Below are 24,599 nucleotides of genomic sequence, written 5' to 3'. Positions count from 1 at the left end.
CGGGTGCAGCGCGCGCAGGGCGATCACTCGATCACATCCTCGCGCGGCAGCGCCCGCTGGTTGTAGGTGTTGGACATCACGTAGCCATAGGCGCCAGCGTCAGCAATCAGCATCACGTCGTCCGGCGCGGTGGACACCGGCAGCTTGCGCCGCTTGCCGAACACATCGCTGGACTCGCAGATCGGGCCGACGACATCGAATGCCGCCTCGGCGTACCCGCCCTGGCGGCTGAGGTTCTCGATGTCGTGCCAGGCGTCGTACAGGGCCGGACGCATCAGCGTATTCATGCCGGCATCCAGGCCGACGCGGCGCACGCCGTCCTTCTCCACCACCTGGGTGGCATGGGTCAGCAGCACGCCGGACTCGGCCACCAGGTAGCGCCCCGGCTCGATGGCCAGGCGGAATGCGGGGTGCAGCGCCTTGACCTCGGCCAGGCCAGCAGCCCACGCGTCCAGATCGAAGGGCTCGTCCTCGTCGCTGTACGGAATCGGCAGGCCACCGCCGATGTCGATCGTCTGCACGCTGCCGATGCGGCGGGCGAAGCCTGCCAGCTCATCGCACATCAGGCGCCAATGCTGCGGGGTTTCCACGCCGCTGCCCAGGTGGGCGTGCAGGCCGACCAACCGGCTGCCCAGTTCGGTGGCGGCACGGACGAACTCATCGACGCGGGCGATCGGCAGGCCGAACTTGGACTCCTTGCCGCCGGTGCGGACCTTGGCGTGGTGACCTTCGCCGCGCCCCAGGTCCACGCGCAACCACAGCTCGCGGTTGCGGAACAGGTCCGGCCAGCGCTGCAGGGCTTCGACGTTGTCGACGGTGACGGTCACGCCAAGTGCGAACGCGGCCTCGTACTCACTGCGCGGGCAGAAGCTGGGGGTGAACAGCACACGCCTGGGCGAAAGTTCCGGCAGGTGCTGGAACACATGCTTCAGCTCGCCATGCGAAACGCACTCCAGGCCGAAACCCTCCGACTCCAGCAACTGCAGGATGGCCGGGTGGCTGTTGGCCTTGATCGCGTAGTAACGCTGGTCGATCGGCTTGATCGCAGCCAGCGCGCGGGCACGCGCCCGCACGGTCGGCAGGTGATAGACGTAGCGCGGGGTGCCCGCGTCGGCGAGCTGCAGCAGGTGTGCCCGCTGGCCGCGCCACCAGGGCGTGCCGCGCGGGCGAACAGTGCCGGCGATCTCGCGCCAGCGCGGGCCGAACACCTCGGTTTCCTCCACCGGCATGGCGCCGCTGTCGATCAGTTCCGCATGCAGGATCGGCAGCAGGCCATCGGCATCGGCCTCATCGATGACGAAGGTCAGGTTCAGGTCGTTGGACGACTGCGAGATCATGTGCACGCGCTCACGGCCGAACGTGGCCCACACATCCGACAGCTTGTGCAGCAGCGAGCGCATGCCCAGCCCGACCAGGGTGATTGCCGCACAGGGCACGATCACCTTGACCTTGCACACCTGCGACAGGTCGGCCGACAGCGCGGCCAGCACATCGGTGTTGACCAGGTTCTCCGACGGATCCAGCGACACGGTGACATTGGTTTCGGCCGAACCGATCAGGTCCACCGACAGGCCGTGCTTCTTGAACAGGGCGAACACATCGGCCAGGAAGCCGACCTGTTGCCACATGCCGATGCCTTCCATCGACACCAGCACGATGCCGTTGCGACGACTGATTGCCTTCACGCCCGGTACCGGCGCGGCATTGCCGTCGATGCTGGTACCTGGAAGCTCGGGGCGCTCGGTGTCGAGGATCGCCATCGGTACACCGGCATCGCGGCACGGCTTGATCGAGCGCGGATGCAGCACCTTGGCACCCGTGGTGGCGATTTCCTGCGCCTCGTAGTAATCCAGACGGGTCAGCAGGCGCGCGTCCGGCACATCCTTGGGATTGGCGCTGAACATGCCCGGCACGTCGGTCCAGATTTCCACCCGGCTGGCGCCGAGCAGCGCACCGAAGTACGCCGCCGAGGTGTCCGAACCGCCACGGCCGAGGATGGCAGTGCCACCGTCCGCGTGCCGCGAGATGAAGCCCTGGGTGATCAGAAGGCGGGTCGGCTGCGCACGGAAGCGCTGCGCCCAGTCCGCATCCGAGCGCCACTGGCAGTTCACCGACAGGCGTTGCGACCAGTCGCTCTGGTTCGGCTGCGGCGGCAGTGCATCCAGCCAGTGCCGGGCATCCATCCAGCCCATGTCCAGCCCGGACGCGCGCAGGTATGCAGCGCCCACGGTCGAGGACAGCAGTTCACCCTGGCCCAGCACGTCGGCCTGCCAGTCCAGCGGCCGGGTGGCCGCGCGCGGATCGTCCAGCAGGCCCTGCAGGGCGGCCAGACGCTCGGCCAGCACTTCGCGGCCGAGGCCCAGCTCGACCAGGAATGCCTCGTGGCGTTCGACCAGCGCGGCGACGCGATCACGGCTGTCCGCCGCACCGTCGGCGATCGCGGTCAGCTCATTGGTCACCCCGGACAGCGCCGAAACCACCACCAGCACGCGCGAGCCGGTTTCTTCCGCGCGTTTTTTCGCCAGCTTCCCGATCGTGTCCCAGCGATGGCGACGCGACACCGAGGTGCCGCCGAACTTCAGTACGATCCAACGATCGACAAGGGGGGAAGCTGACATGGATTGGCTATGTGTATTGTGGGGAAGCCGCCCCCGGGGGGCGGAACCTTCGATTCTAAGCCCAATATCCCCGCCATGACCGCCTATCGTTACCTGCAGCTCGATGTCTTTGCTCCCCGTCCCGGCACGGGCAACCCACTGGGTGTCGTATTTGACGCGGACGGGCTTTCCAGCGACCGCATGCAGGCGCTGGCCGCCTGGCTGAACCTGTCCGAGACAGTGTTCTTCATCCGCCCCACCGCGGCCGGTGCCGACTACCACGTACGCATTTTCACCCCGGCCAGCGAGCTGCCGTTCGCCGGCCACCCCAGTGTCGGTGCCGCCTGGGCAGCGGTGACCAGCGGCTTGGCCGTGCCGCGCGACGGTGCCCTGGTGCAGCAGTGCGCCGCCGGGCTGTTGCCGGTGCGCGTGTCCGGCCCGGCTGCCGCACCGACGATCCAGCTCGCCAGCCCCGCAGCACGGCACCTGGATGCCGCTCCCGGGGCGGTGCCGGAAGCGCTGCTGGCCCAGGCCGCCGAGGGCCAGGTGGCCGAGTTGTGGGACAACGGTCCACGATGGTGGCTGCTGCCCCTGCGTGATGCCGCCAGCGTGCGCTCCCTGGCGCCGGACATGGCCGCCGTGCGCGACTGGACCAATGCCACCGGCGCCACCGGCGTGGCCGTGTTCGCACCGGAACAGGCGGCCGCGCACGCGCTCGTGGTGCGCGCTTTCTGCCCCGGCGATGCGGTGAACGTCCCCGAGGATCCGGTGACCGGCAGTGCCAATGCGCTGATTGGCGCCTGGCTGCGGCAACGCAGCGCGCTGCCGGGCACGGATGCCGGCTACGTGGCCAGCCAGGGCCGCGAAGTGGGCCGCGATGGTGAGGTCCAGGTCCAGGTCGATGCGCAGGGCACGGTATGGATTGGCGGCCAGGTGCAGCCGGTGATCGATGGGCAGATTCACTGGTAGCCCCCGCGCTACCCTATGCCGCCTTGCCGGTAGCGCCGGGCCATGCCCGGCGACTCGCCGCGCTGCGCGCTCGCGGAGCATGGCCCCGCGCCACCGTCCCATCGTTTCCTGGAGTTGTCACTGATGTCCGCACGCCGTTTCCTGCAACTGGATGTGTTCTCCCCGCGCGCCGGTGCCGGCAATCCGCTGGCCGTGGTGCTGGATGCCGACGGACTCGACGACGACACCATGCAGGCCATCGCCCGCTGGACGCGGTTGCCCGAGACGACCTTCGTGTTCCCGCCGCAGACGGCGGGAACCAGCTACCGCCTGCGCATGTTCAGTCCGCAGAAGGAAGTCCCGTTTGCCGGGCACCCCAGCGTAGGCACCGCGCATGCCGTGCTGCAGGCGGGCCTGGCGGAGGCGGTGGATGGCCTGCTGGTGCAGGACGGGATTGCCGGCGCGCTGCCGCTGCGGGTCAGCGGCGAAGGCGCGCAACAGCGCATTGCCATCCGTACCCCGCGCGCGCAGCTGGCCGAAACCGCGCAGGCGGACGATCCGCGCCTGCAGGCGGCCCTGAAGGGCTGGCCATTGGGTCGGTTGCCGCCCGCACGCATGCAGGGCGGGCGCAGCTGGTGGGTGGTCCAGGTTGCCGATGAATCGGCCCTGCGCGCGCTGCGCCCGGACTGGGACGCGGTGGCTGCGCTGGCCGAATCCACCGACAGCATGGGCGTGTTCGCCTATGCATTCGCCGACGGCAACGAAGGCTTCGATCTGGCCGTGCGCGCGTTCGTCGGCAACGGGCGCCGCTTCGAGGATGCCGCCTCCGGCGCCGCCAACGCCGTGCTGGCGGCATGGCTGGACCTGCGCGGCGCCCTGCCGCGGGGCCGCGAGGCATTCGACGTCAGCCAGGGCCGGGAGGTCGGGCATGACGCACGCCTGACCCTGCGCGTGGACGAGGCCGGCGAGGTCTGGTCCGGCGGTCAGGTGCAGACGGTGATCGCCGGCACCCTTGATTGGTGATGGGTGGTTGCCCTGGGACGCCGGGCATGGCCCGGCGCTACCGACCTCAGCCCAGCTCGGCCTCCAGGCTGATGGGCACCGCGCTCAGTGCCTTGGACACCGGGCAGTTCTGCTTGGCATCGTCGGCGATGGCACGGAACTGCGTCGCATCGATCCCGGGCACCACGGCCTTCACTTTCAGCCGGATCTGCGAAAGCTGTGGGCCACCTTCCATCGACAGATCCACCTTCGCCTCGGTATCCAGCGACGTCGGAGTGAAACCGGCCTCGCCGAGCTTGGCCGACAGCGCCATGGTGAAACAGCCGGCATGCGCGGCGGCGATCAGCTCTTCCGGGTTGGTGCCCTTCTCCTCGCCGAAACGGCTGTTGAACCCATAGCGGGTCTTGTCCAGCAGGCCACTCTGCGGCGTGCTCAACTGTCCCTTGCCGGACTTCAGATCGCCTTCCCAGTGCGCGGTGGCGTGTCGCGAGATTCCCATTTGCTGCTCCTGTGTGGCGGTGATGAACGGTCACCCTCGCATGGCGCACGTTATGCCTGCGTCGCTCTGCCGCATTGCAGCGTGCCCGGCACGCGTGCTCCGGTTGCTTCGCGCCACCTCCGCGCCATGCCGTTTTCCCCTTGTTTTCAGCGGTTTCGCACTTCCACCCGGCGAAAGGGCCGGCGCTTTCCTGCCCCTCCGGGTGCCCCTGCCCCCTACCGCCGGCCATGTACTGAATCGGCCTGGATATGAAAAAACATGCACTTTCCGCGCTCCGGGCTATTGGCGGCGCCCGAGAGTTGCCCTACATTGCGCTTGCCGACGGGGTTCGGCGCCGACCAAACAACCAACCGTTCACGGAACAGGAAACCATGGCAAAGACCGCTAAGAAGGCTGCCCCGAAGAAGGCAGTGAAGAAAGTCGCGACGAAGGCTGCCGCCAAGCCGGCCGCTCCGAAGCCGATCAAGGAAGTGCTGACCAAGTCCGGCCTGGTTGCACACATCGCTGAAGCCTCCGGCGTTGTCGCCAAGGACGTGCGCGCTGTGCTGGCCTCGCTGGAAGGCGCTGTCGCCTCTTCGGTGCACAAGAAGGGCGCTGGCTCCTTCACCCTGCCGGGCCTGCTGAAGATCACCACCGTCAATGTGCCGGCCAAGCCGAAGCGCAAGGGCATCAACCCGTTCACCAAGGAAGAGCAGTGGTTCGCCGCCAAGCCGGCCACCACCAAGCTGAAGGTTCGTCCGCTCAAGAAGCTGAAGGACGCCGCGCTGTAAGCGCGCGCCATTCGGCGGATGCATGACGGGACGGCCCAGGCCGTCCCGTTTTTTTTTGGCGCCCCCGGCGGTTCCGCGCAGGCAGCGACCATCTTCCGGGCACGGCGCCGGGCATCGCAACACAGCGTTGCCCCAGCAGCGCAATCGGCCTCCCAGGCCCGCCACCAAAGGCTGCGGCCACGCTTCCCCCGCACTTCGTCCAACCGGGTGGAACACTGCGTGCAGCGCCGGCCGTCGCCGCCGGCGGCGGCCTTGCCTATGGTGGGCACATTCCCCCACAGCAACGGCGAGCACCTCTCATGGCCAGCCCCTCCACCCGCTACCGGATCTCGGTGACTCCGATCGAAAAGGACGGGTTGCAGTGCACCGGGCGCTGCACCATCGAACTGGAACATCGCGCCAGTCGCGACCTGATGCGACTGCTCGAAGCGGCACCGCGCACCGCAGGGCTCAGTGGCGACGAGCGCGCCACGCTGGTGGTCGCCACCCAGTTGCTGCGCGACATCGTGCAGCGTCATGCCGACACCGACGGTCATGCACTGGCCGCACTCGCCGCCCAGGTCCTGCCGGCGCTGGATGCGCTGGATCAGCTGCCCTCCTCCCGCTGAAGGCCCCGTAGTCGATACACTGCCGTCCTCCAGGTCGCCTCGGGGAGGAGGCACCATGCGCAGGACCCTGCTGTTGCTGATGCCACTGGTGGCGCTGGGCTGTTCCCGGCCGCCCCCCGCAGTGGATATCACCGCCCCGGTCGCCACCAGACCGGATGATGCACGCCGGCAACCGACGGCTGCGGACGATGAGGCTGCACCGCTGCGGCCACCCACCGTCCTCCCGTTGCTGGCTGCAGTGGCCGACGACGCGGAGCCGCCCGGGGACATGCTCAGCCGCTACATGACCGACCTGCTCAATCGCGACCGCGCCGCGAGCGACGCTGCCTGGACCTTCCCCCCCGCCGATCCGCGGCGGGCGGATGACGCCGCGCTGCGCCAGCTGGACAACGTGCGCGCCCTGCGCCTGCGCAGCCAGACGCCGGTCGCCGTCGACGGCAAGCATCCGCCGCAGCTGCTGGAAGTTCCGGTCCAGGTCCGCGCCGTGACCGCCGACGGCACCTTCCGCTTTGGTGGCTGGTATCGCGTGCAGCCCAACGCCGACGGCAGTGCCTGGCAGATCCAGTCGGCGCAGCTGCGGCCCTCTTTGGACTGAACCGCTGCAACGGCATGCACGCTCGATTCAGCCTGCAAAGCTACTCTGTAGCCACCCCGCCCTTTCCGGTCACCGCCATGCGCCTGCGTCCCCTGATGACCCGCCTCGCCGCCGCCACCGTCCTGATCGCCGCTGCGATCGGCGCGCAGGCCGCACCTTCGATTTCCGGCCGCGAACTCTCGGTTGGCGCCAGCGACGTGCAGCAGTACCTGGACGGCAGTTTCCCGCGTACACAGGATGCACTTGGCGGCCTGATCGCGCTGACGATGAGCCATCCGCAACTGAGCCTTCCCGCAGGCGAACGCCTGAACCTGGGCATGGACGTGGCGCTTGCGACCGCCGGCGGCAGTCCGGCCAAGCTCGGTACGGTCAAGCTCAGCAGCGGCCTGCGTTATGACGCCCAGACCCAGGGCTTCCACCTGCAGCAGCCGAGCGTGGACGATTTCACCCCGGCCAATCAGGGCGGCCGCCTCGATTCACGTACCCGCGGGCTGCTCAATGCCTGGCTGAGCGACTATGCGCAGCGTGAACCGATCTACAAGCTTGATCCGGCCGTGGCCGGCATGCTCGGTGCGCTGCAGGTGCAATCGGCACAGGTGAAGAACGGCAAGCTGGTCGTCACCTTCAACCAGAACCTCGGCAACCTGGTGCCTGCGGGCCTGCTCGGCAACTGAGCCGAGCTGCAACACGGTGCCCGGCGGCGTCCAGCGGCCGGGCACGCCACGATGTCAGCTTGGAATCGTCAGGCGGCCAGCGCGCGGACGACGGCCTCGCTGAAGGCGGGAATGTCGTCGGGCTTGCGGCTGGTGATCAGATTGCCGTCCACCACCACCTCGGCATCCTGCCAGCGCGCACCGGCGTTGAGCAGATCCTGCTGCAGTGACGGCCACGAGGTGACCTCGCGACCGTTGGCCAGATCACTGTTGATCAACAGCCAGGGGCCGTGGCAGATCGCCGCGACCGGCTTGCCGGCCGCCGCCACGTCGCGGATGAAGTCCACGGCGGCCTGATCCGTGCGAAGCGTGTCCGGATTGATCACGCCACCAGGCAACACCAGCGCGTCGAACCCTGCCGCGTCGGCTTCGCTCAGGGGGATGTCCACCGCCACCGCCTCGCCCCAGTCCTTCTCTTTCCAGCCTTTGATGGTGGCTTCCTTCGCCGGCGATATCACGCTGACCCGGGCGCCTTCCGCTTCAAGCAGGCGCTTGGGTTCAATCAGTTCGGACTGCTCGAAGCCGTGGGTGGCCAGGATGGCGATCTGCCTGCCTTTGAGGCGCTGGGCCATGGGTGCACTCCCGTTGGTGAGGATGAGTACCCAGCGTGCGGCAACGTGCATTGAAGCGGAGTGACCCGCGTGTCGATGGCAGGTGCATGTCCGCGATGCGGCCGGCGATCGGCCGGCCGTACCCGGTGCCGGTCAGCGCTTGGGCTGCAGCATGGTGCCGGTGCACTTGGGGGAACCGCAGCGGCACTCCCAGATCTTCTTCAGCTTGGCCGTATGGCGCTCGGCCAGGACGATGCCGTAGTTGTAGGTCAGCTCCTCACCGGCGGCGATATCGCGCAGCGCTTCGATGAACACCTTGTCACCACGGCTGTCGCCGTCCGCATCTTCCTCGATCACCGCCTCGCAGTTGGGGTCGCAGCTGTGGTTGATCCAGCGCGCATCGTTGCCCTTGTAATTGGCATCGATCACCCAGTCGTCGTTGAGGGTGAACAGGAAGGTGTGGCCGCTTTCGACGTCACCGCTGTCATCGGCATCGACGTCGCCATGGCTGCGCAGCAGGCCCTTGTACTGGATCACGCGCTCGCCCTGCTTGATCGGGGCCACGGCGAACACACCGTTGCCATGGATGGCGGACTTGCGGGCTTGGATCTTCTTCGGCATCGGCACGGGCTGTTTGCAGCGAAAGGAACCCGGATTCTCGCCCATTCCGGGCAATTGCGAAAATCGTCCCGATGCTCCAGCATGTCGCCCCGATCGTGACTGCGGGTGAACGGCCCCGGCCAGGGTCTCCCAGCGCCGGCTGAATGCCCGGGTTGGATGCCGGCGAAGAAAAGCGTACAATTTCAGTCCGCTTTAAGAACCGCTCGCATCCCCCATGTTGCGCGTCACCAAACTCACCGATTACGCCACCGTCGTGCTGACCGTGCTCGCCGCCCGTCCGGGCGAAGTGCTCAGCGCCACCGAGCTGGCCGAATTCACCGGCCTGGAGCCGCCCACCGTCAGCAAGGTTCTCAAGCCGCTGGCACAGGCCGGCCTGGTCGAGGGCCTGCGCGGCGTCCGCGGCGGCTATCGGCTGACCCGGCCCGCCGTGGAGGTCTCGCTGTTCGAAGTGGTGGAAGCAATGGAAGGGCCGCTGGCCCTGACCGAGTGCAGCCACGACCACCACCAGTGCGGCATGGCGCCCAAGTGCGGCGCGCGCAGCAGCTGGCGGCTGATCAACGACGTGGTCTCCGAGGCCCTTCGCGATGTCAGCCTGGCGCAGATCCTGCCCCCTCTTCCCCTTGTCGATGACGAACAGCGCCGCACCATCGCTGTCGACGTCGTCTCCTGATCCGTAGGCAGCCCCCCATGGCCACCGAAACCATCGAAACCGTCGCCCACGACGACACCCCCAACCGCGAGATCCATGAGCAGCTCGGCCGCAAGTACTCGGCCGGCTTCGTCACGGACATCGAATCGGACTCGCTGCCCCCGGGCCTGGACGAGGACACCATCCGTGCGCTGTCCGCCAAGAAGGACGAGCCGGAATGGATGACGCAGTGGCGCCTGGACGCCTACCGCCACTTCCTGACGATGCCGATGCCGAACTGGGCCAAGCTGCAGATCGCCCCGATCGACCTGCAGGCGCTCAGCTATTACTCGGCACCGAAGGGCCCGAAGTACGCCTCGCTGGATGACGTGCCCAAGGAACTGCTCGATACGTACGACAAGCTGGGCGTGCCGCTGCACGAGCGCGCCAAGCTGGCCGGTGTGGCGGTGGACGCGGTGTTCGACTCGGTCTCGGTCGGCACCACGTTCCGCAAGGAGCTGGCCGAGAAGGGCATCATCTTCTGTTCGATGTCCGAAGCCATCAAGGAACATCCGGAACTGGTGCGCCAGTACCTGGGCACCGTGGTGCCGGTCGGTGACAACTACTTCGCCGCGCTCAACTCGGCGGTGTTCTCCGATGGCAGCTTCGTGTTCATTCCCAGGGGCGTGCGCTGCCCGATGGAGCTGAGCACCTACTTCCGCATCAACGCCGGCCACACCGGCCAGTTCGAGCGCACCCTGATCGTGTGCGAGGACAAGGCCTACGTGTCCTACCTGGAAGGCTGCACCGCGCCGATGCGCGACGAGAACCAGCTGCACGCCGCGGTGGTCGAGCTGGTGGCGCTGGAAGATGCGGAGATCAAGTACTCCACGGTGCAGAACTGGTATCCGGGCGACGAGAACGGCGTCGGTGGCATCTACAACTTCGTCACCAAGCGCGCCGAGTGCCGCGGTGCACGCAGCAAGGTCACCTGGACCCAGGTCGAGACCGGCTCGGCGATCACCTGGAAGTATCCCTCCTGCGTGCTGCTGGGCGATGACTCGGTCGGCGAATTCCACTCCGTCGCACTGACCCACCATCGCCAGCAGGCCGACACCGGCACCAAGATGATCCACGTCGGCAAGCGCACCAAGAGCAAGATCGTCAGCAAGGGCATCAGCGCCGGTCGCGGCCAGAACACCTACCGCGGGCTGGTCAAGGTCGACCGCAATGCCGAGGGCGCACGCAACTATACCCAGTGCGATTCGCTGCTGATCGGCAAGCAGTGCGGCGCCCACACCTTCCCCTACATCGAGGTGAAGAACCCGGGCGCCACCGTCGAGCACGAGGCCACCACCTCCAAGATTTCCGATGACCAGCTGTTCTACTGCCGCGCCCGTGGCATCAGCCAGGAAGACGCGGTGTCGATGATCGTCGACGGCTTCTGCAAGCAGGTGTTCCGCGAACTGCCGATGGAATTCGCAGTGGAAGCCAAGAAGCTGCTGGAAGTCTCGCTGGAAGGTTCGGTGGGCTGAGCCCTGCCCTCGCAACGCATTCTTTTTATCGGCGGGCTGCGGCCCGCCTCACGGAAATCCCCACCATGCTGAAGATCGAAAACCTCCACGCCCGCATCGGCGACAAGGAAATCCTCAAGGGCCTTTCGCTGGACGTCCAGCCCGGCCAGGTACACGCCATCATGGGCCCGAACGGCGCCGGCAAGTCCACCCTGGGCAACGTCCTGGCGGGCCGCGACGGCTATGAAGTGACCGAGGGCAGCGTCCGGTTCGACGGGGTCGATCTGCTCGACCAGGACCCGGAAGCGCGCGCCGCTGCCGGCCTGTTCCTGGCGTTCCAGTATCCGGTGGAAATCCCGGGCGTGAACAACACCTACTTCCTGCGCGCGGCACTGAACGCACAGCGCAAGGCACGCGGCGAGGACGAACTCGATTCCATGCAGTTCCTCAAGCTGGTACGGCAGAAGCTGGCCGTGCTGCACCTGAAGGACGAACTGCTGCACCGTGGCGTCAACGAAGGCTTCTCCGGTGGCGAGAAGAAGCGCAACGAGATCTTCCAGCTGGCCGTGCTGGAACCGAAGCTGGCGATCCTCGACGAAACCGATTCGGGCCTGGACATCGATGCGCTGAAGAGCGTGGCCGACGGCGTCAATGCGCTGCGCGCCGCCGACCGTTCGTTCCTGGTCATCACCCACTACCAGCGCCTGCTGGACTACATCAAGCCGGACGTGGTGCACGTGCTGGCCGACGGCCGCATCGTCAAGAGCGGTGGCCCGGAACTGGCGCTGGAACTGGAAGCGCACGGCTATGACTTCCTGAAGGACCGGGTCGTGCCCGAGGCGGCGGTCTGATGAGCGCCCTGCTTGATTCCATGGCCCAGGCCTTCTGCGGCAGCGATGCGCGCCGCGAAGTGCTGGATGCAGCCCTGCGTGATGGCCTGCCGGCCGCCCGCAACGAAGCCTGGAAGTACACCTCGCTGCGCCAGCTGGAGCGCCGTGCCTTCGCCGCCGCGCCGCTGTCGCCGCCGGTGCTGGATGTGGCCGTGCTGGAAGACATCCCCGCGCCGCGCCTGGTGTTCGTCAACGGCCGCCTCAGCGACGCACTGAGCGACACCCACGGCCTGCCGGCCGGCGTGCAGCTGGAACCGCTGTCCTCGGCGCTGGCCGCCGGTGAGGATGCCGCGCGTTTCCTCGGCCGCCGCTACGAGCGCAGCGACGAAGTGTTCGCCCGCCTGAATGCCGCCCTGGCCGATGAAGGCGCGGTGCTGCGCGTGGACGACGGCGTGCAGGTCGAGGCACCGCTGCAGCTGGTGTTCGCCAGCGTCGCCGGTGACACCGATCTGGCCTGGCACCACCGCCACCTGATCGAACTGCGTGCCGGCGCCAGCCTGGGCGTGGTCGAACACCGCTTCAGCGTCGGTGACTCCGCCCACCTGGACAACACCGTGCTGCACGTCCACGTTGCGCGCGATGCCGTGCTCAAGCATGCGCGCGTGCAGGCCGGCAGTGCACGCCAGACCAGCATCCTGCGCACCGACGCGGTGCTGGCCCGTGACGCGCAGTATCACCGCGTAGACCTGGAACTGGGCGCCGCGCTCAGCCGCCATGAACTGAACGTACGGCTGGAAGGCGACAACGCGCAGCTGACCGCCAATGGCGTGCTGCTCGGCAATGGCCGCCGCCACGTCGATACCCGCCTGGGCATCGACCACATCGCCCGCGATACCCGTAGCGAGCTGCTGTGGCGCGGCGTGGCCGCCAACCGCAGCCGCGTGGTGTTCCATGGTGGCATCCAGATCCGCGAAGGCGCCGACGGCACCGACGCGAACCTGTCCAACAAGAACCTGCTGCTGTCGGCCGACGCCGAGATCGACACCCAGCCGGTGCTGGTGATCGATGCCGACGAAGTGAAAGCCGCACACGGTGCGACCGTCGGCCAGCTCGACGCGAACGCGCTGTTCTACCTGCGCTCGCGTGGCCTGCCGCAGGCACAGGCGCAGGCACTGCTGAGTGCCGCGTTCTGCCATGAGCCGCTGAAGGTACTGCCGGACGCGCTGCGCGAGCAGCTGGCACGCCGCCTGGACAAGGCCCTGGCCGAGGCGGGTGTGGCATGAATCTCTCCACCCCGCGTCCGATCGAAGAACGCGCCAGCGCCCCTGACTGGGATCGCGTGCGTCTCGACTTCCCGCTGCTGATGCGTGAAGTGCATGGCAAGCCGCTGGTCTATTTCGACAACGCCAACACCGGCCAGAAACCGGTGCAGGTGATCGGCGCGGTGGATGAGTTCTATCGCCGCTACAACGCCAACGTCAGCCGCGCGGTGCATGCCCTGGGCAGCGAAGCCACCGATGCCTACGAAGGTGCGCGCAACAAACTGGCGCGCTTCCTCAACGTGCGCCCCAGCGATCTGGTGCTGTGCAGCGGCACCACCTTCGCCATCAACCTGGTGGCGTACTCGTGGGCGCTGCCGCGATTGAAGTCCGGTGATGTGATCCTGGTCTCGCGCATGGAGCACCACGCCAACATCGTGCCGTGGCAGCTGGTCGCGCAGCGTACCGGCGCCACCCTCCGCGTGGCCGAGATCACCCCGGATGGCGCGCTCGACCTGGATGCGCTGCGTGCGGCCATGACCCCCGAGGTCAAGCTGCTGGCGGTCACCCACGTGTCCAATGTGCTCGGCACGGTCAACCCGGTGCGCGAGATCTGCCGTGAGGCGCGCAAGCGCGGCATCATCACTGTGGTGGACGGTTCGCAGGCCGCACCACACCGCAAGGTCGACGTCGCCGCGATCGGCTGCGACTTCTATGCCATCACCGGCCACAAGATGTGCGGACCGACCGGCACCGGCGCCCTGTGGGCACGCCGCGAGCATCTGGACGCGATGCCGCCGTTCCTCGGCGGTGGCGAGATGATCAAGGAAGTCAGCTTCGACGGCACCGTGTTCAACGATGCCCCGCACAAGTTCGAGGCCGGCACCCCGAACATCGCCGGCTTCATCGGCCTGGGCGTGGCCGCCGACTACCTGCAGGACATCGGCCAGGAGCACGTGGAGGCGCGGGAAGCCGAGCTGCTCGTTCACTTCACCGAAGAGCTGCGCCGCGTCGAGGGCCTGCGCATCATCGGTGAAGCGCCGGAGAAGGCGGCCGTGGTCTCGTTCCTGATCGACGGCGCGCATGCACACGACCTGGCCACCCTGCTCGACCTGGAAGGCGTGGCTGTGCGTTCCGGCCAGCACTGCGCACATCCGTTGCTGCAATACTTCGGCGTCGCGGCCACCTGCCGTGCCTCGCTGGCGTTCTACAACACGCACGAAGAGATCGAGCGGTTCATGACCGCGCTGACCAAGGTACGTAAGCTGCTCGGCTGACCCGGAACACCGGGGTCAGATCCCTTTCGCATCGCGAAAGGGCTCTGACCCCGTCAGCATCCGCGACAACCGTCGCTGCGACTGCAACGCTCCCCGAATCTCCGCCAGATCACCCGCAGGAATGCCCTGCGCAACGAATTCCGCATAACGCCTACGCCGCCCAGCACACCGGGGTCAGATCCCTTTCGCACCGCGAAAGGGATCTGACCCCATCAGCATTCCCGACAACTGCCGTTGCGACTGCAATGCTCGCCGGATCGCCGCCACATCCGCGGCAGGAATACCTTCCTCGATGAACTCCGCATAGCGCCTGCGCCGTTCATCCAGATCCAAGGCAATCAGCTCGAATGCCGAATGCGGCAAGACCAGCGCATTCGCTCTGCCCTGCGCATTGGCTCGATAGCTCGACCAGCGATAGTGTCCGGCATGCTCCACCGTCCCCGCACGCACCGGGTTGAGCTCGATATAGCGCTGGCAGGCCAGCAGATAGCGATCCGTATCCACCAGCGTGGAATGGAAACGCCCCTCCCACAGGGTTCCAGTGCGGCCCTGCCGATCATTCACCCGGCGCACGTAGGCCCGGTTCACCGCCTGCATCATCCGCGACAGCCCACCGGAAACATCAGGCGTCACCAGAAGGTGGACGTGGTTGTCCATCAGGACATAGGCGTGAATCCGGCAGTGCTGCTGGCCCGCGTGGTGGCACAGCAGGCGCAAGTAGGCGACGCGGTCGCCCTCGGTGAAGAACACGGGCTGGCGATTGTTGCCGCGCTGGACGACATGTTGCGGGTATCCGGGTGCATCGATCCGTGGTGGCCTTGGCATGGGCTCCTCCTGGAAACAAGGGGTCAGAGCTCTTCACTGCGCGAAGGGATCTGACCCCAAGCATCTGCCGATTCAGCGCCCGTGCCAGTCGGTTCATGGTGTGGCGTCGGGTCAGTAGACGCCGGGGTCAGATCCCTTTCGTCGCGCGAAAGGGATCTGACCCCACCTCCCCATTTGCGGCCGCCCACGCCCCACCTAGAATGGCGCCATGAGCACCCTGACCTTCCGCGCCGCTACGTCGGCCGATATCCCCGCCCTCATCTCGCTGGTGACCTCCGCCTACCGGGGTGACGCCAGCCGGGCCGGCTGGACCACCGAAGCCGACCTGCTGGACGGCGCCCGCATCGATGCCGAAGGCATCCAGACCGACCTCGACCGGCCCCGCTCGACCATCCTGCTGGCGGAGCGCGAGGGCCGCCTCGTGGCCTGCGCCCACGTCGCCGATGTCGACGGCAAGGGCTACTTCGGCATGTTCTCGGTCGATCCGGCCCAGCAGGGTGGCGGCGTCGGCAAGCAGCTGATGGATGCGGCCGAAGCCCACGCCGCGCGCGAATGGGGCGTGCCGGTGATGCAGATGACCGTGATCGACGTGCGCGACGAACTGATCGCCTTCTACGAGCGCCGCGGCTACCGCCGCACCGGCATCAAGAAGCCGTTTCCCTACGGCGACGAGCGCTTCGGCATTCCCAAGCGCGACGATCTGCGCTTCGAGATCCTGGAAAAGCCGCTGGCGGGAGCCACCGCATGAGCGACGCGTGGACCTTCGTCTGCGCCGGCAGCGACCTGCTGCCGGGTGAAATGAAGAGCGTGTTCGACGAGGTTACCGGTACGCCGATCGTGGTGTTCAACCTCGATGGCGAGCTGTATGCCCTGGAAGACCAGTGCACGCACGAGGAATTCGAGTTGTCCTCCGGCGAGTTCAACACCACCGAAGGCAGCGTCGAGTGCGTGCTGCACGGTGCCCGCTTCGACGTGCGTGATGGTCGTGCCCTGTGTGCCCCCGCGTACAGCCCGGTCCCCAAGTTCCCGGTCAAGCGCGAGCACGACGCCATCTGGACCCGCGACGACCGGGACTGACCGGCCCATCCGCCCCGCCTGGGAAGGGCCCTGCAGGCGCCCACAGGGCCGCGAGTGGCCAGGTAAAGACCTCCCGCAACACCGAAGATGCGAATCATTATCGTTGCTGTTACTCTACGTAACATCTTCGTAATGCCCACCGCCGCGCCATGGCCTCGCCCGCGCCCATCGCTACGCTCTGCCAGCTTGCCCGCACGGGCGGGCCGCTGTTGGCTGCGCTGCTGCTGGCACTGCTGCTGGGATGGTCGGCGCTGCATGAAGGGTCGCGCAGCTCGCTGGTCACCACGCCGGCGCTGCAGGCGCAGGACAGCCTGCCCGCAGCGCCTTTCGGCACGCCGCCCCGCGAGCAGGCCATGCCACGGGTGGAAGCCGAGCCCGATGACAGCCGGAGCATCAAGTCCCCGCTGCTGCGGCGGTTGTGTGGCCCGCTTCCGGTGCCGCCACTGGTGCCGGCAGCCGCGCCGTCGCCCTACCCGGCCCCGGCGCTGCCGTCGCGCTACCAGCATCCCCCCGGCCAGGCGCCTCCGTCCCTGCTGAGCTGACGCTTCCCCCGGCCGCGCCCGGGCGTCCGGCGCTTGCCGGACCTCCACCTCCGATCCCGCTTCGAGTCCGCTTCCGATCCTGCCTGCCGCGCCGTCATCCGGCACCGGCGGATCGTTCCTGTCCCGCTACCCACCCAGACCCATGAACCCGATCAAGAGCCGCAAGCACGCCTCCCCACTCCGCAACCTGCCGTTGGCGACCGCCAGCCTGGCCGCCGGCCTCGGCCTGGCCACGCTGCCCGCGCTGGCCCACGCCGAAGCGACCGACAATGCCCGCACGCTGGACAAGATCGACGTGCACGCCACACATGGCTACAAGGCCGACAAGGTCGCCTCGCCGAAGTTCACCCAGCGGCTGCAGGACACCCCGCAGACCATCCAGGTCATCACCAGCGACCTGTTCAACCAGCAGGGCGCCACCACCCTGACCGAAGCGCTGCGCAACAGCCCGGGCGTGGGTACCTTCTATGCCGGCGAGAACGGCAACACCACCACCGGCGATGCGCTGTTCATGCGCGGCTTCGACACCTCCAACAGCCTGTTCGTCGATGGCGTGCGTGACCTCGGCTCGATCTCGCGCGACGTGTTCAACATCGAACAGGTGGAAGTGACCAAGGGGCCAGCAGGGACCGACAATGGTCGCTCGGCGCCGACTGGCGCCATCAACCTGGTGAGCAAGCAGGCCACCCTGCAGGACGCCACGTCGGCCAGCGTTTCGCTGGGCAGTGACCAGCAGCGCCGGACGACCGGTGACTGGAACCAGTCGCTGGGCGCGACCAGCGCGCTGCGCGTCAACGCGATGTGGCAGGACAGCGACCAGCCCGGCCGCGATCACGTGCAGAACAAGCGCTGGGGCCTGGCCCCGTCGCTGGCGTTCGGCCTGGGCACGGCGACCCGCTACTACCTCAACCTGCTGTACGTGAAGCAGGACAACGTGCCCGACGGCGGCGTGCCGACCCTGGGGCTGCCGGGCTGGACGCCGCAGCCGACACTCGAAGCCCTGGCCGGGCATCCGGTGGATCCGGAGAACTTCTACGGTACCCGCGCCGACCACGACGACGTGACCGCGAAGATGGCCACGTTCCGCTTCGAACATGATTTCAACGACAGCGTGCGCCTGACCAATACCGCGCGTTGGGGCCGCACCGAGCAGGACTACCTGCTCACCGCCTTCATGGGTACCGGCGCGCTCGGCGCCAATGGTCGTCCGACCGGCAACATCGGCTACACCAACCCCGCCGACCGTTCGACCTACACGATCGCGCGCAGCCTGCCGACCTTCAAGGACCAGCGCAACACCATCCTGACCGACCAGTTGAACCTGCGGGCCGACTTCAGCACCGGCGCCATCGGCCATGCCCTGAGCGCAGGCCTGGAGTTCACCCGCGAAGAACTGGACAGCTACGGCCAGGCGGCCACCGGCGGCACCAGCTGGCCTGCCGCGAACCTGTACGACCCGGACTGGAACGTGACCGGGCTGACCTGGGCGCATAACGGCGCCGATGCCCACGGCAAGACCACCACGTCCTCGGCGTATCTGTTCGACACGCTGGCATTCGGCGACAGCTTCCTGCTGACTGCCGGCGTGCGTGCCGACCACTACAAGACCGAGTACGCCAGCGCCTCGGTCTGCGGCGGCCGGAGTGGTCCCGCCTGCGGCAGCAATCCGGCCGGCACCGTGCTGCGCAACCCCACGCTGGAGGCCTCCGACACTCTGTTGAACTGGAAGCTGGGCGCGCTGTACAAGGTGGGCGACACGGTCAGCGTGTATGCCAACTACGCGATCTCGCAGCAGCCCCCGGGCGGTGCCAACTTCCAGCTGAGCAGCTCGGCCAGCAGCGCCGACAACCCCAAGCTGGACCCGCAGAAGGCCAAGACCTTCGAGGTCGGCAGCAAGTGGGCATTCCTGGAGGATGCACTGGCCGTCAACCTGGCGTTGTTCCAGACCGACGTCGACAACGAGATCAATACCACCGTGCTCGACGAGGCCGGCAACCCGACCCAGACCGGCAGCAAGCGCGTGAAGGGCGTGGAGCTGTCCGCCGTGGGCCGCCTGACCGACAACTGGTCGGTGTCGGCCGGCTTCAGCCACCTCGACACCGAAGTGAAGGAAGGCGCCAAGGTCGCTGCCGACGGCACCACCAACCTGACGTACACGCCGGACGATACGTTCACCGGCTGGACCAGCTACACGCTGGCCCACGGCATCACCGTCGGGGGTGGCGTGCGCTACGCCGCCGGCATGCATCGTGGCACCGACGGTGCTGTCGGCACGCCGTCATTCACCAAGTCCTACGTGGTGTACGACGCCGTGGTGTCGTGGGCGGTCAACGAGAACATCTCGCTGCGCTTGAACGGCTACAACCTGTTCGACAAGGCCTACGTGGCCAGCATCAACAAGAGCGGCTACCGTTACACCCCGGGTGCCCCGCGCACCTTCCTGCTCAGCGCGGACATCCGCTTCTGATGTCCTGGCGCGGGGGAGCCCGGCTCCCCCGCGCAACGACGAGACGACACCATGCTGCTGCACATTCCCAACGTGCTCACCGCTGATGAAGTGGCACAGGTCCGCCAGCAACTGGACACCGCCGACTGGACCGATGGCCGCGAGACCGTGGGTGCCCAGGGTGCGCAGGTGAAGCACAACGAACAGCTGCCGGACGCGTCACCGGTGAAAGCCGAGCTGGGTGCCGGCGTGCTCGCCGCACTGCGGCGCAGCCCGCTGTTCTTCGCTGCGGCACTGCCGTTGAAGATCCTCCCCCCACGCTTCAACCGCTACCGCGGCGGCGGCACCTACGGCTTCCACGTCGATGGCGCAGTGATGAACCTGGGCAACGGCGAGCAGCTGCGCTCGGACATCTCCTGCACCCTGTTCCTGTCGGCGCCGGACGAGTACGACGGCGGCGAGCTGATCATCAGCGACACCTACGGCGAGCACGAGGTGAAGCTGCCTGCCGGCGACCTGATCGTCTATCCCTCCAGCAGTCTGCATCAGGTCAATCCTGTTACCCGGGGCGCGCGCGTGGCGTCGTTCTTCTGGGTGCAGAGCATGGTCCGCGACGATGTACAGCGTCGCCTGCTGTGGGAAATGGACACGTCCATCGAGCGCCTGCGACAGACCGGAGGCGACGCTGAGGCGGTGCTGCAGCTGACCGGCGTGTATCACAACCTGCTGCGACGTTGGAGCGAGGTCTGAGCCACTCCAGGCCGCGCCCTACATTTTAGCAATCATTCTCATTTGCATCCGCTAACAGCTCTCATTACAATCACGCCCCGTTGATGCTGGCCGTTGCCGGCAAACCATCTGGGGACCCCCGCTTGCTGCGCCCGCTCCGCCCTCGCCCACTCATCCATCGCAAGATGGGCACCGCCATGCGCGGCCAGCGTCCCGCGCTGGCCAGCCTGCTGGCATGGGTGGCGATGCTGGCGTTGCTGCTGGGCACCCTGCCGCTGCTGCCGCACCCGGCCACAGCGATGACCTTGCAGATGCCGCTGGAAGAACGTGGCGGCGAAGGCCCGTTGCAGGAAGAAGCCCCGGCCAAGCTGCGCCGCTGTGCCTCCGCCCCGGTAAAAGCGGCCGAGAAGGCGCCGCCGCTGCTGCTGGCCAGCCAGTGGCTGCGTACCGAACTTGAACTCGTACCCGTCACGCCGGCCATGTCCGGTGTGCGCCCGGACTGGCCACTGGCCGCTCCGGACACGCCCTGGGCCGACGCGCCCGGGCGTCGCCAGCAACGCGGTCAGGCGCCGCCGCTCGCCTGATCCACGGCCCGACGTGACCGCCTGCGCGGTCGCGTCCACACGCCGCTGACTGCTTCTTCCCTGCCGCCCCTGACCGGGCTTTCCCTGCCTGCCGTGTGCGCTCCGCACCCGGCATCGCGCTGCCTTACATCCTTCGAGGTATCTGCCATGGCCCAGCGCCATCGTGTCCGTTCGTCCCTGTCCCGCCCCCTGCTGACCAGCGCCGTGCTGGCGGCGATGGCGGCCCCAGCTTTCGCCCATGCAGAGATCGCCGGAGCGCCGCAGACCCTGGACAAGGTGGTCGTCACCGCCTCCGGCTTCGAACAGAAGATCACCGATGCCCCGGCCAGCATCAGCGTGGTCAGCCGCGAGGAACTGAGCAAGCGCCCCTACACCAGCCTGGTCGATGCGCTGCGCGATGTGGAAGGCATCGACGTCGGCCTGGAAGCCACCGACAAGAATGGCCGCGCCACCGTCTCCATGCGTGGCCTGCCCTCGGAATACACCCTGGTACTGATCGACGGCCGCCGCCAGAGCAACGTCGGCCAGCTGTATCCCAACAACTTCGGTGGCGGACAGTTCTCCTACCTGCCGCCGCTGGATGCGATCGAGCGCATCGAAGTGGTGCGCGGCCCGATGTCCACGCTGTACGGCTCGGATGCGATGGGCGGTGTCATCAACATCATCACCCGCCGCAACCAGGACAGCTGGCACGGCGCGCTGACCCAGGGCTTCACCGTGCAGCAGGACGACCAGTTCGGCGATGCCCGCAGCACCGACGTGTACCTGAGTGGTCCGCTGCTGAAGGACCGCCTGGGCCTGTCCGTGCGCGGCAGCTACTACGATGCGAAGGCGTCCAATCCGGAATGGGATGCGCTGCCGTTGCCCGATGGCACCCTGTGGGAACGCAGCATCGGCTTCGGAGGTGGCGGCAAGTCGGTGGCCAACACCAACTGGAACACGGGCGTGCGCCTGAACGTCCACGTCAATGACGACCACGAACTGTGGCTGGACTACGACGTGTCGCGGCAGAAGTACGACAACAGCGGGGGCCAGACCGGCACGCTCGACAGCCTGGCCAGCCTGTGGCGCGTCGGCAATGCGGTCATCCCCGATCCGGATGGCGGCGGCACCATCACCCGCCGCGTGGTGCAGCCGCGCGTGGGCTACACCGCCTACCAGCGCTATGAGCGTGACCAGGTCTCGCTGACCCATCAGGGCCGCTACAGCTTCGGCACCTGGCAGACCTCGCTGACCCACAGCAAGAGCAGCAACCTCGGCCGTTCGCTGCCACTGACCCTGGACGAGCGCGCCAACCTGCAGACGCTGTGGAATGACGTCTGCCGCCGCACCGGCGCCGCCAACAACTGCGCGGCCGGTCGTGGCAATGCGCTGTCTGCCCTCGACCCGAGCGAGATGGCGCGCCTGCAGGCGTTCCTGCCACGTCCGCTGCGCACGATGGAGCTTGAGGGTTACGTGCTCGACACGATGCTCGACCTCGATTTCGGCGCGCACAAACTGACCGTTGGCGGACAGTACAACGACACCGACATGGTCGACGGCGTGTTCGGCATGGATGGCGCCGGCTACCGCAGCAACACCCGGCAGAAGCACCGCATGTGGGCCCTGTTCGCGGAGGACAACTGGGCACTGACCGATACCCTCACGGCGACCTTCGGCCTGCGCTACGACGACCACAACGTGTTCGGCAGCCATGTCAGCCCGCGCGGCTACCTGGTGTGGAATGCGAGCGACGCATGGACCTTCAAGGGCGGTGTCAGCACCGGCTACAAGACACCGCGCCCGGACCAGCTGTTCCCGGGCATCACCGGCTTCGGTGGGCAGGGCGTGCTGCCGCTGGTGGGTTCGCCGAACCTCAAGCCGGAAACCAGCACCAACTACGAGCTGGCTGCCTACTACGAAGGCCAGCGCTGGGGCTTCAACGTGACCGGCTTCTTCAACCGGTTCGACGACAAGATCGCCAGCGGCGGCACCTTCCCGAACTGCGAAGTGGCTCCGGCCGGCAGCGGCTACTGCGTGGACATCGGGCCGGGCTGGGCCTCGCTGGGGTACAGCACCTTCACCCAGAGCGTGAACATCGACAAGGCCGAAACCCGTGGCGCCGAACTGGCCGCGCACGTCGATCTGCTGGAAACCCTGCAGCTGCGGGGCAACTACACCTGGACCCGCAGCGAACAGACCAGTGGCCCGCAGAAGGGACTGCCGATCAGTGGCACCATGCCGGCCCGGCATATGGCCAACGCCAGCCTCAACTGGCAGGTCAGCGACGCGGTCAGTCTGTCGCTGATAGGAGAAGGCCGCTACGACCGCTACCGCGATACGATCCTCGATGCGGCCGGCAACAGCCACGACCGCGTCTACGAGGACTACACGATCTTCCACCTCGGCGGCAGCTGGAAGGCCAACGCATGGCTGACCGTCAACGCACGCGTCAACAACCTGCTCGACAAGGACTTCGTCTCGCAGTCGTGCCTGCTGATCAGCCAGAGCGAGTTCAGCTGCGTGGACGATTACGCAACCAAGGACCAGCGCCGCAGCTACTGGATCTCGCTGAACGCGAAGTTCTGAGGCGACCCTGACCGGTGCCGGCCGTGGCCGGCGCCGGGATACAGAACGATACGCAATTGCGAGCTATTCTCATCAATGATGTAATGCGCAGTCCGCATCCGCCCTGAATCCCCGTCGTGAGCCGTTCCGTTCCCTCCAACGTGCAGCAGCAACAGAGCCGCGGCTTCTGGCTGCGGACGCTGCACCAGTGGCACTGGATCAGCTCGGCGGTGTGCCTGATCGGCATGCTGCTGTTCGCGGTGACCGGGTTGACCCTCAACCATGCAGCGAAGATCGAGGCCAAGCCCGAGGTGCAGAACCAGCAGCTGCAACTTCCGGCCGATCTGCTCGGCCAGCTCGGCACGCGCGAGGACGGCCACGCGCCGATCCCCCGCCCGGCCCGGCAATGGCTGGATACGCAGCTGGGCATCGCCATCGGCGGTCGCCCGGCCGAGTGGTCGGCCGAGGAGATCTACTTGTCGCTGCCACGCCCCGGCGGCGACGCCTGGCTCAGCATCGATCGCGAAACCGGCGCGGTGGAGTACGAATCAACCTCCCGCGGCGTGGTGTCCTACCTCAACGACCTGCACAAGGGCCGCAACGCGGGCCCGGCGTGGGGCTGGTTCCTGGACCTGTTCGCCGTGGCCTGCCTGGTGTTCTGCATCACCGGCCTGTTCCTGCTGCACCTGCATGCACGGCAGCGGCGCATGACTTGGCCGCTGGTCGGCCTGGGCCTGATGATCCCGCTGTTGATCGCCCTGCTGCTGATCCACTGACTTTTCCCCGTTTCCGGAGCCGCCCCATGCGCGTCACCCTGACCATCGCCCTCAGCGGCCTGCTGGCCACCTCGCCGGCCTATGCCGCCACGCTCGACATCAACGTCGAGGTGCCCAAGCTCAATGTCGCCGAGTATCACCGTCCCTACGTAGCGGTGTGGCTGGAAGGTGCCGACCAGAAGGTGGCCGCCAACCTGTCGGTCTGGTACCAGCAGACCAGCAACAGCGAAGGCCATGGCACCAAGTGGCTGCCCGACCTGCGCCAGTGGTGGCGCAAGAGCGGCCGCACCCTGCAGGTGCCGGTGGACGGCGTGACCGGCCCGACCCGCCCGGCCGGCAAGCACGCGCTGTCGTTCAACGACAAGCAGCCGGCGCTGAAGCAGCTGGCCCCGGGCAACTACACCCTGGTGGTGGAAGCGGTGCGCGAAGTCGGTGGCCGCGAACTGCTGAAGATCCCCTTCACCTGGCCGGCCACCGCCGCACAGAACGGCAAGGCGCAGGGCGCCACCGAACTGGGCCAGGTCACCCTCGCCATCAAACCGTAACCGCCTGAGCCGGGGTCAGAGCCCTTTCCGTTGGAAAGGGGTCCGACCCCGGGGTCGGCCCCCTTCCACAGGAAGGGCTCTGACCCCACCCATCCAACGTCCCTGGAGTCTTCCGC

The 24,599-nt window shown here is 67.4% G+C and carries 25 protein-coding genes; 20 read left to right on the top strand and 5 right to left on the bottom strand.

The window, feature by feature from the left end:
• Window positions 1–23: 23 nt before the first annotated feature.
• Complete coding sequence (locus AC5P76_RS15075) at window positions 24–2,618, bottom strand: bifunctional aspartate kinase/diaminopimelate decarboxylase (RefSeq protein WP_253118911.1); 2,595 nt, start codon at window positions 2,616–2,618, stop codon at window positions 24–26.
• A 75-nt stretch (window positions 2,619–2,693) separates the two neighbouring features.
• Between AC5P76_RS15075 and AC5P76_RS15070 the strand changes: the two genes are divergently transcribed.
• Both AC5P76_RS15070 and AC5P76_RS15065 read left to right on the top strand, forming a co-directional pair.
• Entirely contained in the window at window positions 2,694–3,566 is an 873-nt protein-coding gene (locus AC5P76_RS15070; RefSeq protein WP_253118910.1) for a PhzF family phenazine biosynthesis protein, read from the top strand.
• Between the two features lie 123 nt (window positions 3,567–3,689).
• Window positions 3,690–4,568 carry a PhzF family phenazine biosynthesis protein gene (locus AC5P76_RS15065; protein WP_065182410.1) on the top strand — a complete coding sequence of 293 codons (879 nt, stop codon included), beginning with the start codon at window positions 3,690–3,692 and terminating at the stop codon, window positions 4,566–4,568.
• 46 nt (window positions 4,569–4,614) lie between these two features.
• Here the strand turns inward: AC5P76_RS15065 and AC5P76_RS15060 are convergent, their stop codons facing one another.
• A complete protein-coding gene (locus AC5P76_RS15060; RefSeq protein WP_053516662.1) occupies window positions 4,615–5,046 on the bottom strand; it encodes an OsmC family protein in 432 nt (143 codons plus the stop codon).
• Between the two features lie 371 nt (window positions 5,047–5,417).
• On the opposite strand from AC5P76_RS15060, the gene AC5P76_RS15055 reads away from it, so the two are divergent.
• From AC5P76_RS15055 to AC5P76_RS15040, 4 genes are all read left to right on the top strand, one after another.
• The gene (locus tag AC5P76_RS15055) at window positions 5,418–5,816 is read left to right on the top strand and encodes an HU family DNA-binding protein (protein WP_053516661.1); all 399 of its coding nucleotides are present in this window, start codon (window positions 5,418–5,420) and stop codon (window positions 5,814–5,816) included.
• Between the two features lie 299 nt (window positions 5,817–6,115).
• Window positions 6,116–6,424 carry a DUF3861 family protein gene (locus AC5P76_RS15050; RefSeq protein ID WP_053516660.1) on the top strand — a complete coding sequence of 103 codons (309 nt, stop codon included), beginning with the start codon at window positions 6,116–6,118 and terminating at the stop codon, window positions 6,422–6,424.
• Window positions 6,425–6,479: 55 nt separating this feature from the next.
• Window positions 6,480–7,019, top strand: a complete 540-nt coding sequence (locus AC5P76_RS15045; RefSeq protein ID WP_053516659.1) for a hypothetical protein — start codon at window positions 6,480–6,482, stop codon at window positions 7,017–7,019.
• A gap of 77 nt (window positions 7,020–7,096) precedes the next feature.
• On the top strand, window positions 7,097–7,693 hold the full coding sequence (locus tag AC5P76_RS15040) for a YceB family lipoprotein (RefSeq protein ID WP_065174554.1): 597 nt from the start codon (window positions 7,097–7,099) through the stop codon (window positions 7,691–7,693).
• Window positions 7,694–7,761: 68 nt separating this feature from the next.
• Here AC5P76_RS15040 and AC5P76_RS15035 read toward each other — a convergent pair whose 3' ends face one another.
• Window positions 7,762–8,304 (bottom strand): type 1 glutamine amidotransferase domain-containing protein, encoded by a 543-nt coding sequence (locus AC5P76_RS15035; protein WP_111186009.1) that lies wholly within the window; start codon window positions 8,302–8,304, stop codon window positions 7,762–7,764.
• 132 nt (window positions 8,305–8,436) lie between these two features.
• Window positions 8,437–8,904, bottom strand: a complete 468-nt coding sequence (locus AC5P76_RS15030) for an SET domain-containing protein (protein WP_053516698.1) — start codon at window positions 8,902–8,904, stop codon at window positions 8,437–8,439.
• Between the two features lie 214 nt (window positions 8,905–9,118).
• On the opposite strand from AC5P76_RS15030, the gene AC5P76_RS15025 reads away from it, so the two are divergent.
• The 5 genes from AC5P76_RS15025 to AC5P76_RS15005 all read left to right on the top strand — a co-directional run bounded on the left by AC5P76_RS15025 (window position 9,119) and on the right by AC5P76_RS15005 (window position 14,412).
• Window positions 9,119–9,574 carry an SUF system Fe-S cluster assembly regulator gene (locus AC5P76_RS15025; protein ID WP_053516656.1) on the top strand — a complete coding sequence of 152 codons (456 nt, stop codon included), beginning with the start codon at window positions 9,119–9,121 and terminating at the stop codon, window positions 9,572–9,574.
• A 17-nt stretch (window positions 9,575–9,591) separates the two neighbouring features.
• Window positions 9,592–11,067 carry a Fe-S cluster assembly protein SufB gene (sufB, locus tag AC5P76_RS15020; RefSeq protein ID WP_065182413.1) on the top strand — a complete coding sequence of 492 codons (1,476 nt, stop codon included), beginning with the start codon at window positions 9,592–9,594 and terminating at the stop codon, window positions 11,065–11,067.
• Window positions 11,068–11,132: 65 nt separating this feature from the next.
• Window positions 11,133–11,897, top strand: coding sequence for a Fe-S cluster assembly ATPase SufC (gene sufC, locus AC5P76_RS15015; RefSeq protein ID WP_053516654.1), 765 nt, complete (start codon window positions 11,133–11,135; stop codon window positions 11,895–11,897).
• Window positions 11,897–13,159 (top strand): Fe-S cluster assembly protein SufD, encoded by a 1,263-nt coding sequence (sufD, locus tag AC5P76_RS15010; RefSeq protein ID WP_065182414.1) that lies wholly within the window; start codon window positions 11,897–11,899, stop codon window positions 13,157–13,159. The genes sufC and sufD overlap by 1 nt, the downstream gene beginning before the upstream one ends.
• The gene (locus AC5P76_RS15005) at window positions 13,156–14,412 is read left to right on the top strand and encodes a cysteine desulfurase (RefSeq protein WP_253118909.1); all 1,257 of its coding nucleotides are present in this window, start codon (window positions 13,156–13,158) and stop codon (window positions 14,410–14,412) included. The genes sufD and AC5P76_RS15005 overlap by 4 nt, the downstream gene beginning before the upstream one ends.
• Before the next feature lie 174 nt (window positions 14,413–14,586).
• Here the strand turns inward: AC5P76_RS15005 and AC5P76_RS15000 are convergent, their stop codons facing one another.
• Complete coding sequence (locus tag AC5P76_RS15000) at window positions 14,587–15,237, bottom strand: transposase (protein ID WP_253118908.1); 651 nt, start codon at window positions 15,235–15,237, stop codon at window positions 14,587–14,589.
• A gap of 208 nt (window positions 15,238–15,445) precedes the next feature.
• Between AC5P76_RS15000 and AC5P76_RS14995 the strand changes: the two genes are divergently transcribed.
• From AC5P76_RS14995 to AC5P76_RS14955, 9 genes are all read left to right on the top strand, one after another.
• On the top strand, window positions 15,446–15,985 hold the full coding sequence (locus AC5P76_RS14995) for a GNAT family N-acetyltransferase (protein ID WP_111186002.1): 540 nt from the start codon (window positions 15,446–15,448) through the stop codon (window positions 15,983–15,985).
• Window positions 15,982–16,314: a non-heme iron oxygenase ferredoxin subunit gene (locus AC5P76_RS14990; RefSeq protein ID WP_053516647.1), complete on the top strand. Its 333-nt coding sequence runs from the start codon at window positions 15,982–15,984 to the stop codon at window positions 16,312–16,314. Before AC5P76_RS14995 ends, AC5P76_RS14990 begins: the two co-directional genes overlap by 4 nt.
• Before the next feature lie 149 nt (window positions 16,315–16,463).
• On the top strand, window positions 16,464–16,856 hold the full coding sequence (locus AC5P76_RS14985) for a hypothetical protein (RefSeq protein WP_253118907.1): 393 nt from the start codon (window positions 16,464–16,466) through the stop codon (window positions 16,854–16,856).
• A 142-nt stretch (window positions 16,857–16,998) separates the two neighbouring features.
• Complete coding sequence (locus AC5P76_RS14980; RefSeq protein WP_253118906.1) at window positions 16,999–19,323, top strand: catecholate siderophore receptor Fiu; 2,325 nt, start codon at window positions 16,999–17,001, stop codon at window positions 19,321–19,323.
• Between the two features lie 51 nt (window positions 19,324–19,374).
• Complete coding sequence (locus AC5P76_RS14975; protein WP_253118905.1) at window positions 19,375–20,052, top strand: Fe2+-dependent dioxygenase; 678 nt, start codon at window positions 19,375–19,377, stop codon at window positions 20,050–20,052.
• Window positions 20,053–20,216: 164 nt separating this feature from the next.
• Window positions 20,217–20,615, top strand: a complete 399-nt coding sequence (locus AC5P76_RS14970) for a hypothetical protein (RefSeq protein WP_065182421.1) — start codon at window positions 20,217–20,219, stop codon at window positions 20,613–20,615.
• Window positions 20,616–20,762: 147 nt separating this feature from the next.
• The gene (locus tag AC5P76_RS14965) at window positions 20,763–23,183 is read left to right on the top strand and encodes a TonB-dependent receptor domain-containing protein (protein WP_253118904.1); all 2,421 of its coding nucleotides are present in this window, start codon (window positions 20,763–20,765) and stop codon (window positions 23,181–23,183) included.
• A gap of 116 nt (window positions 23,184–23,299) precedes the next feature.
• Window positions 23,300–23,938, top strand: a complete 639-nt coding sequence (locus AC5P76_RS14960; RefSeq protein WP_065182423.1) for a PepSY-associated TM helix domain-containing protein — start codon at window positions 23,300–23,302, stop codon at window positions 23,936–23,938.
• A gap of 26 nt (window positions 23,939–23,964) precedes the next feature.
• Window positions 23,965–24,483 carry a DUF2271 domain-containing protein gene (locus AC5P76_RS14955; RefSeq protein ID WP_065182424.1) on the top strand — a complete coding sequence of 173 codons (519 nt, stop codon included), beginning with the start codon at window positions 23,965–23,967 and terminating at the stop codon, window positions 24,481–24,483.
• Window positions 24,484–24,599 lie beyond the last annotated feature (116 nt).

This window comes from Stenotrophomonas sp. YJH_SMC_36, from assembly GCF_059369935.1.
This window is presented reverse-complemented; position numbering and strand designations above follow the sequence as displayed.

What these genes read in the sequence shown, in the direction of transcription:
- AC5P76_RS15025 (WP_053516656.1), top strand. Translation starts at nt 9,119, where the DNA reads ATGTTGCGCGTCACCAAACTCACCGATTACGCCACCGTCGTGCTGACC.
- AC5P76_RS14980 (WP_253118906.1), top strand. Translation starts at nt 16,999, where the DNA reads ATGAACCCGATCAAGAGCCGCAAGCACGCCTCCCCACTCCGCAACCTG.
- sufB (WP_065182413.1), top strand. Translation starts at nt 9,592, where the DNA reads ATGGCCACCGAAACCATCGAAACCGTCGCCCACGACGACACCCCCAAC.
- sufD (WP_065182414.1), top strand. Translation starts at nt 11,897, where the DNA reads ATGAGCGCCCTGCTTGATTCCATGGCCCAGGCCTTCTGCGGCAGCGAT.
- AC5P76_RS15050 (WP_053516660.1), top strand. Translation starts at nt 6,116, where the DNA reads ATGGCCAGCCCCTCCACCCGCTACCGGATCTCGGTGACTCCGATCGAA.
- AC5P76_RS14985 (WP_253118907.1), top strand. Translation starts at nt 16,464, where the DNA reads ATGGCCTCGCCCGCGCCCATCGCTACGCTCTGCCAGCTTGCCCGCACG.
- AC5P76_RS14995 (WP_111186002.1), top strand. Translation starts at nt 15,446, where the DNA reads ATGAGCACCCTGACCTTCCGCGCCGCTACGTCGGCCGATATCCCCGCC.
- AC5P76_RS14965 (WP_253118904.1), top strand. Translation starts at nt 20,763, where the DNA reads ATGGCCCAGCGCCATCGTGTCCGTTCGTCCCTGTCCCGCCCCCTGCTG.
- AC5P76_RS15040 (WP_065174554.1), top strand. Translation starts at nt 7,097, where the DNA reads ATGCGCCTGCGTCCCCTGATGACCCGCCTCGCCGCCGCCACCGTCCTG.
- AC5P76_RS15055 (WP_053516661.1), top strand. Translation starts at nt 5,418, where the DNA reads ATGGCAAAGACCGCTAAGAAGGCTGCCCCGAAGAAGGCAGTGAAGAAA.
- AC5P76_RS14955 (WP_065182424.1), top strand. Translation starts at nt 23,965, where the DNA reads ATGCGCGTCACCCTGACCATCGCCCTCAGCGGCCTGCTGGCCACCTCG.
- AC5P76_RS15070 (WP_253118910.1), top strand. Translation starts at nt 2,694, where the DNA reads ATGACCGCCTATCGTTACCTGCAGCTCGATGTCTTTGCTCCCCGTCCC.
- AC5P76_RS15060 (WP_053516662.1), bottom strand. Translation starts at nt 5,046, where the DNA reads ATGGGAATCTCGCGACACGCCACCGCGCACTGGGAAGGCGATCTGAAG.
- AC5P76_RS15065 (WP_065182410.1), top strand. Translation starts at nt 3,690, where the DNA reads ATGTCCGCACGCCGTTTCCTGCAACTGGATGTGTTCTCCCCGCGCGCC.
- AC5P76_RS14990 (WP_053516647.1), top strand. Translation starts at nt 15,982, where the DNA reads ATGAGCGACGCGTGGACCTTCGTCTGCGCCGGCAGCGACCTGCTGCCG.
- AC5P76_RS15035 (WP_111186009.1), bottom strand. Translation starts at nt 8,304, where the DNA reads ATGGCCCAGCGCCTCAAAGGCAGGCAGATCGCCATCCTGGCCACCCAC.
- sufC (WP_053516654.1), top strand. Translation starts at nt 11,133, where the DNA reads ATGCTGAAGATCGAAAACCTCCACGCCCGCATCGGCGACAAGGAAATC.
- AC5P76_RS15000 (WP_253118908.1), bottom strand. Translation starts at nt 15,237, where the DNA reads ATGCCAAGGCCACCACGGATCGATGCACCCGGATACCCGCAACATGTC.
- AC5P76_RS14970 (WP_065182421.1), top strand. Translation starts at nt 20,217, where the DNA reads ATGGGCACCGCCATGCGCGGCCAGCGTCCCGCGCTGGCCAGCCTGCTG.
- AC5P76_RS14975 (WP_253118905.1), top strand. Translation starts at nt 19,375, where the DNA reads ATGCTGCTGCACATTCCCAACGTGCTCACCGCTGATGAAGTGGCACAG.
- AC5P76_RS15005 (WP_253118909.1), top strand. Translation starts at nt 13,156, where the DNA reads ATGAATCTCTCCACCCCGCGTCCGATCGAAGAACGCGCCAGCGCCCCT.
- AC5P76_RS15030 (WP_053516698.1), bottom strand. Translation starts at nt 8,904, where the DNA reads ATGCCGAAGAAGATCCAAGCCCGCAAGTCCGCCATCCATGGCAACGGT.
- AC5P76_RS15045 (WP_053516659.1), top strand. Translation starts at nt 6,480, where the DNA reads ATGCGCAGGACCCTGCTGTTGCTGATGCCACTGGTGGCGCTGGGCTGT.
- AC5P76_RS15075 (WP_253118911.1), bottom strand. Translation starts at nt 2,618, where the DNA reads ATGTCAGCTTCCCCCCTTGTCGATCGTTGGATCGTACTGAAGTTCGGC.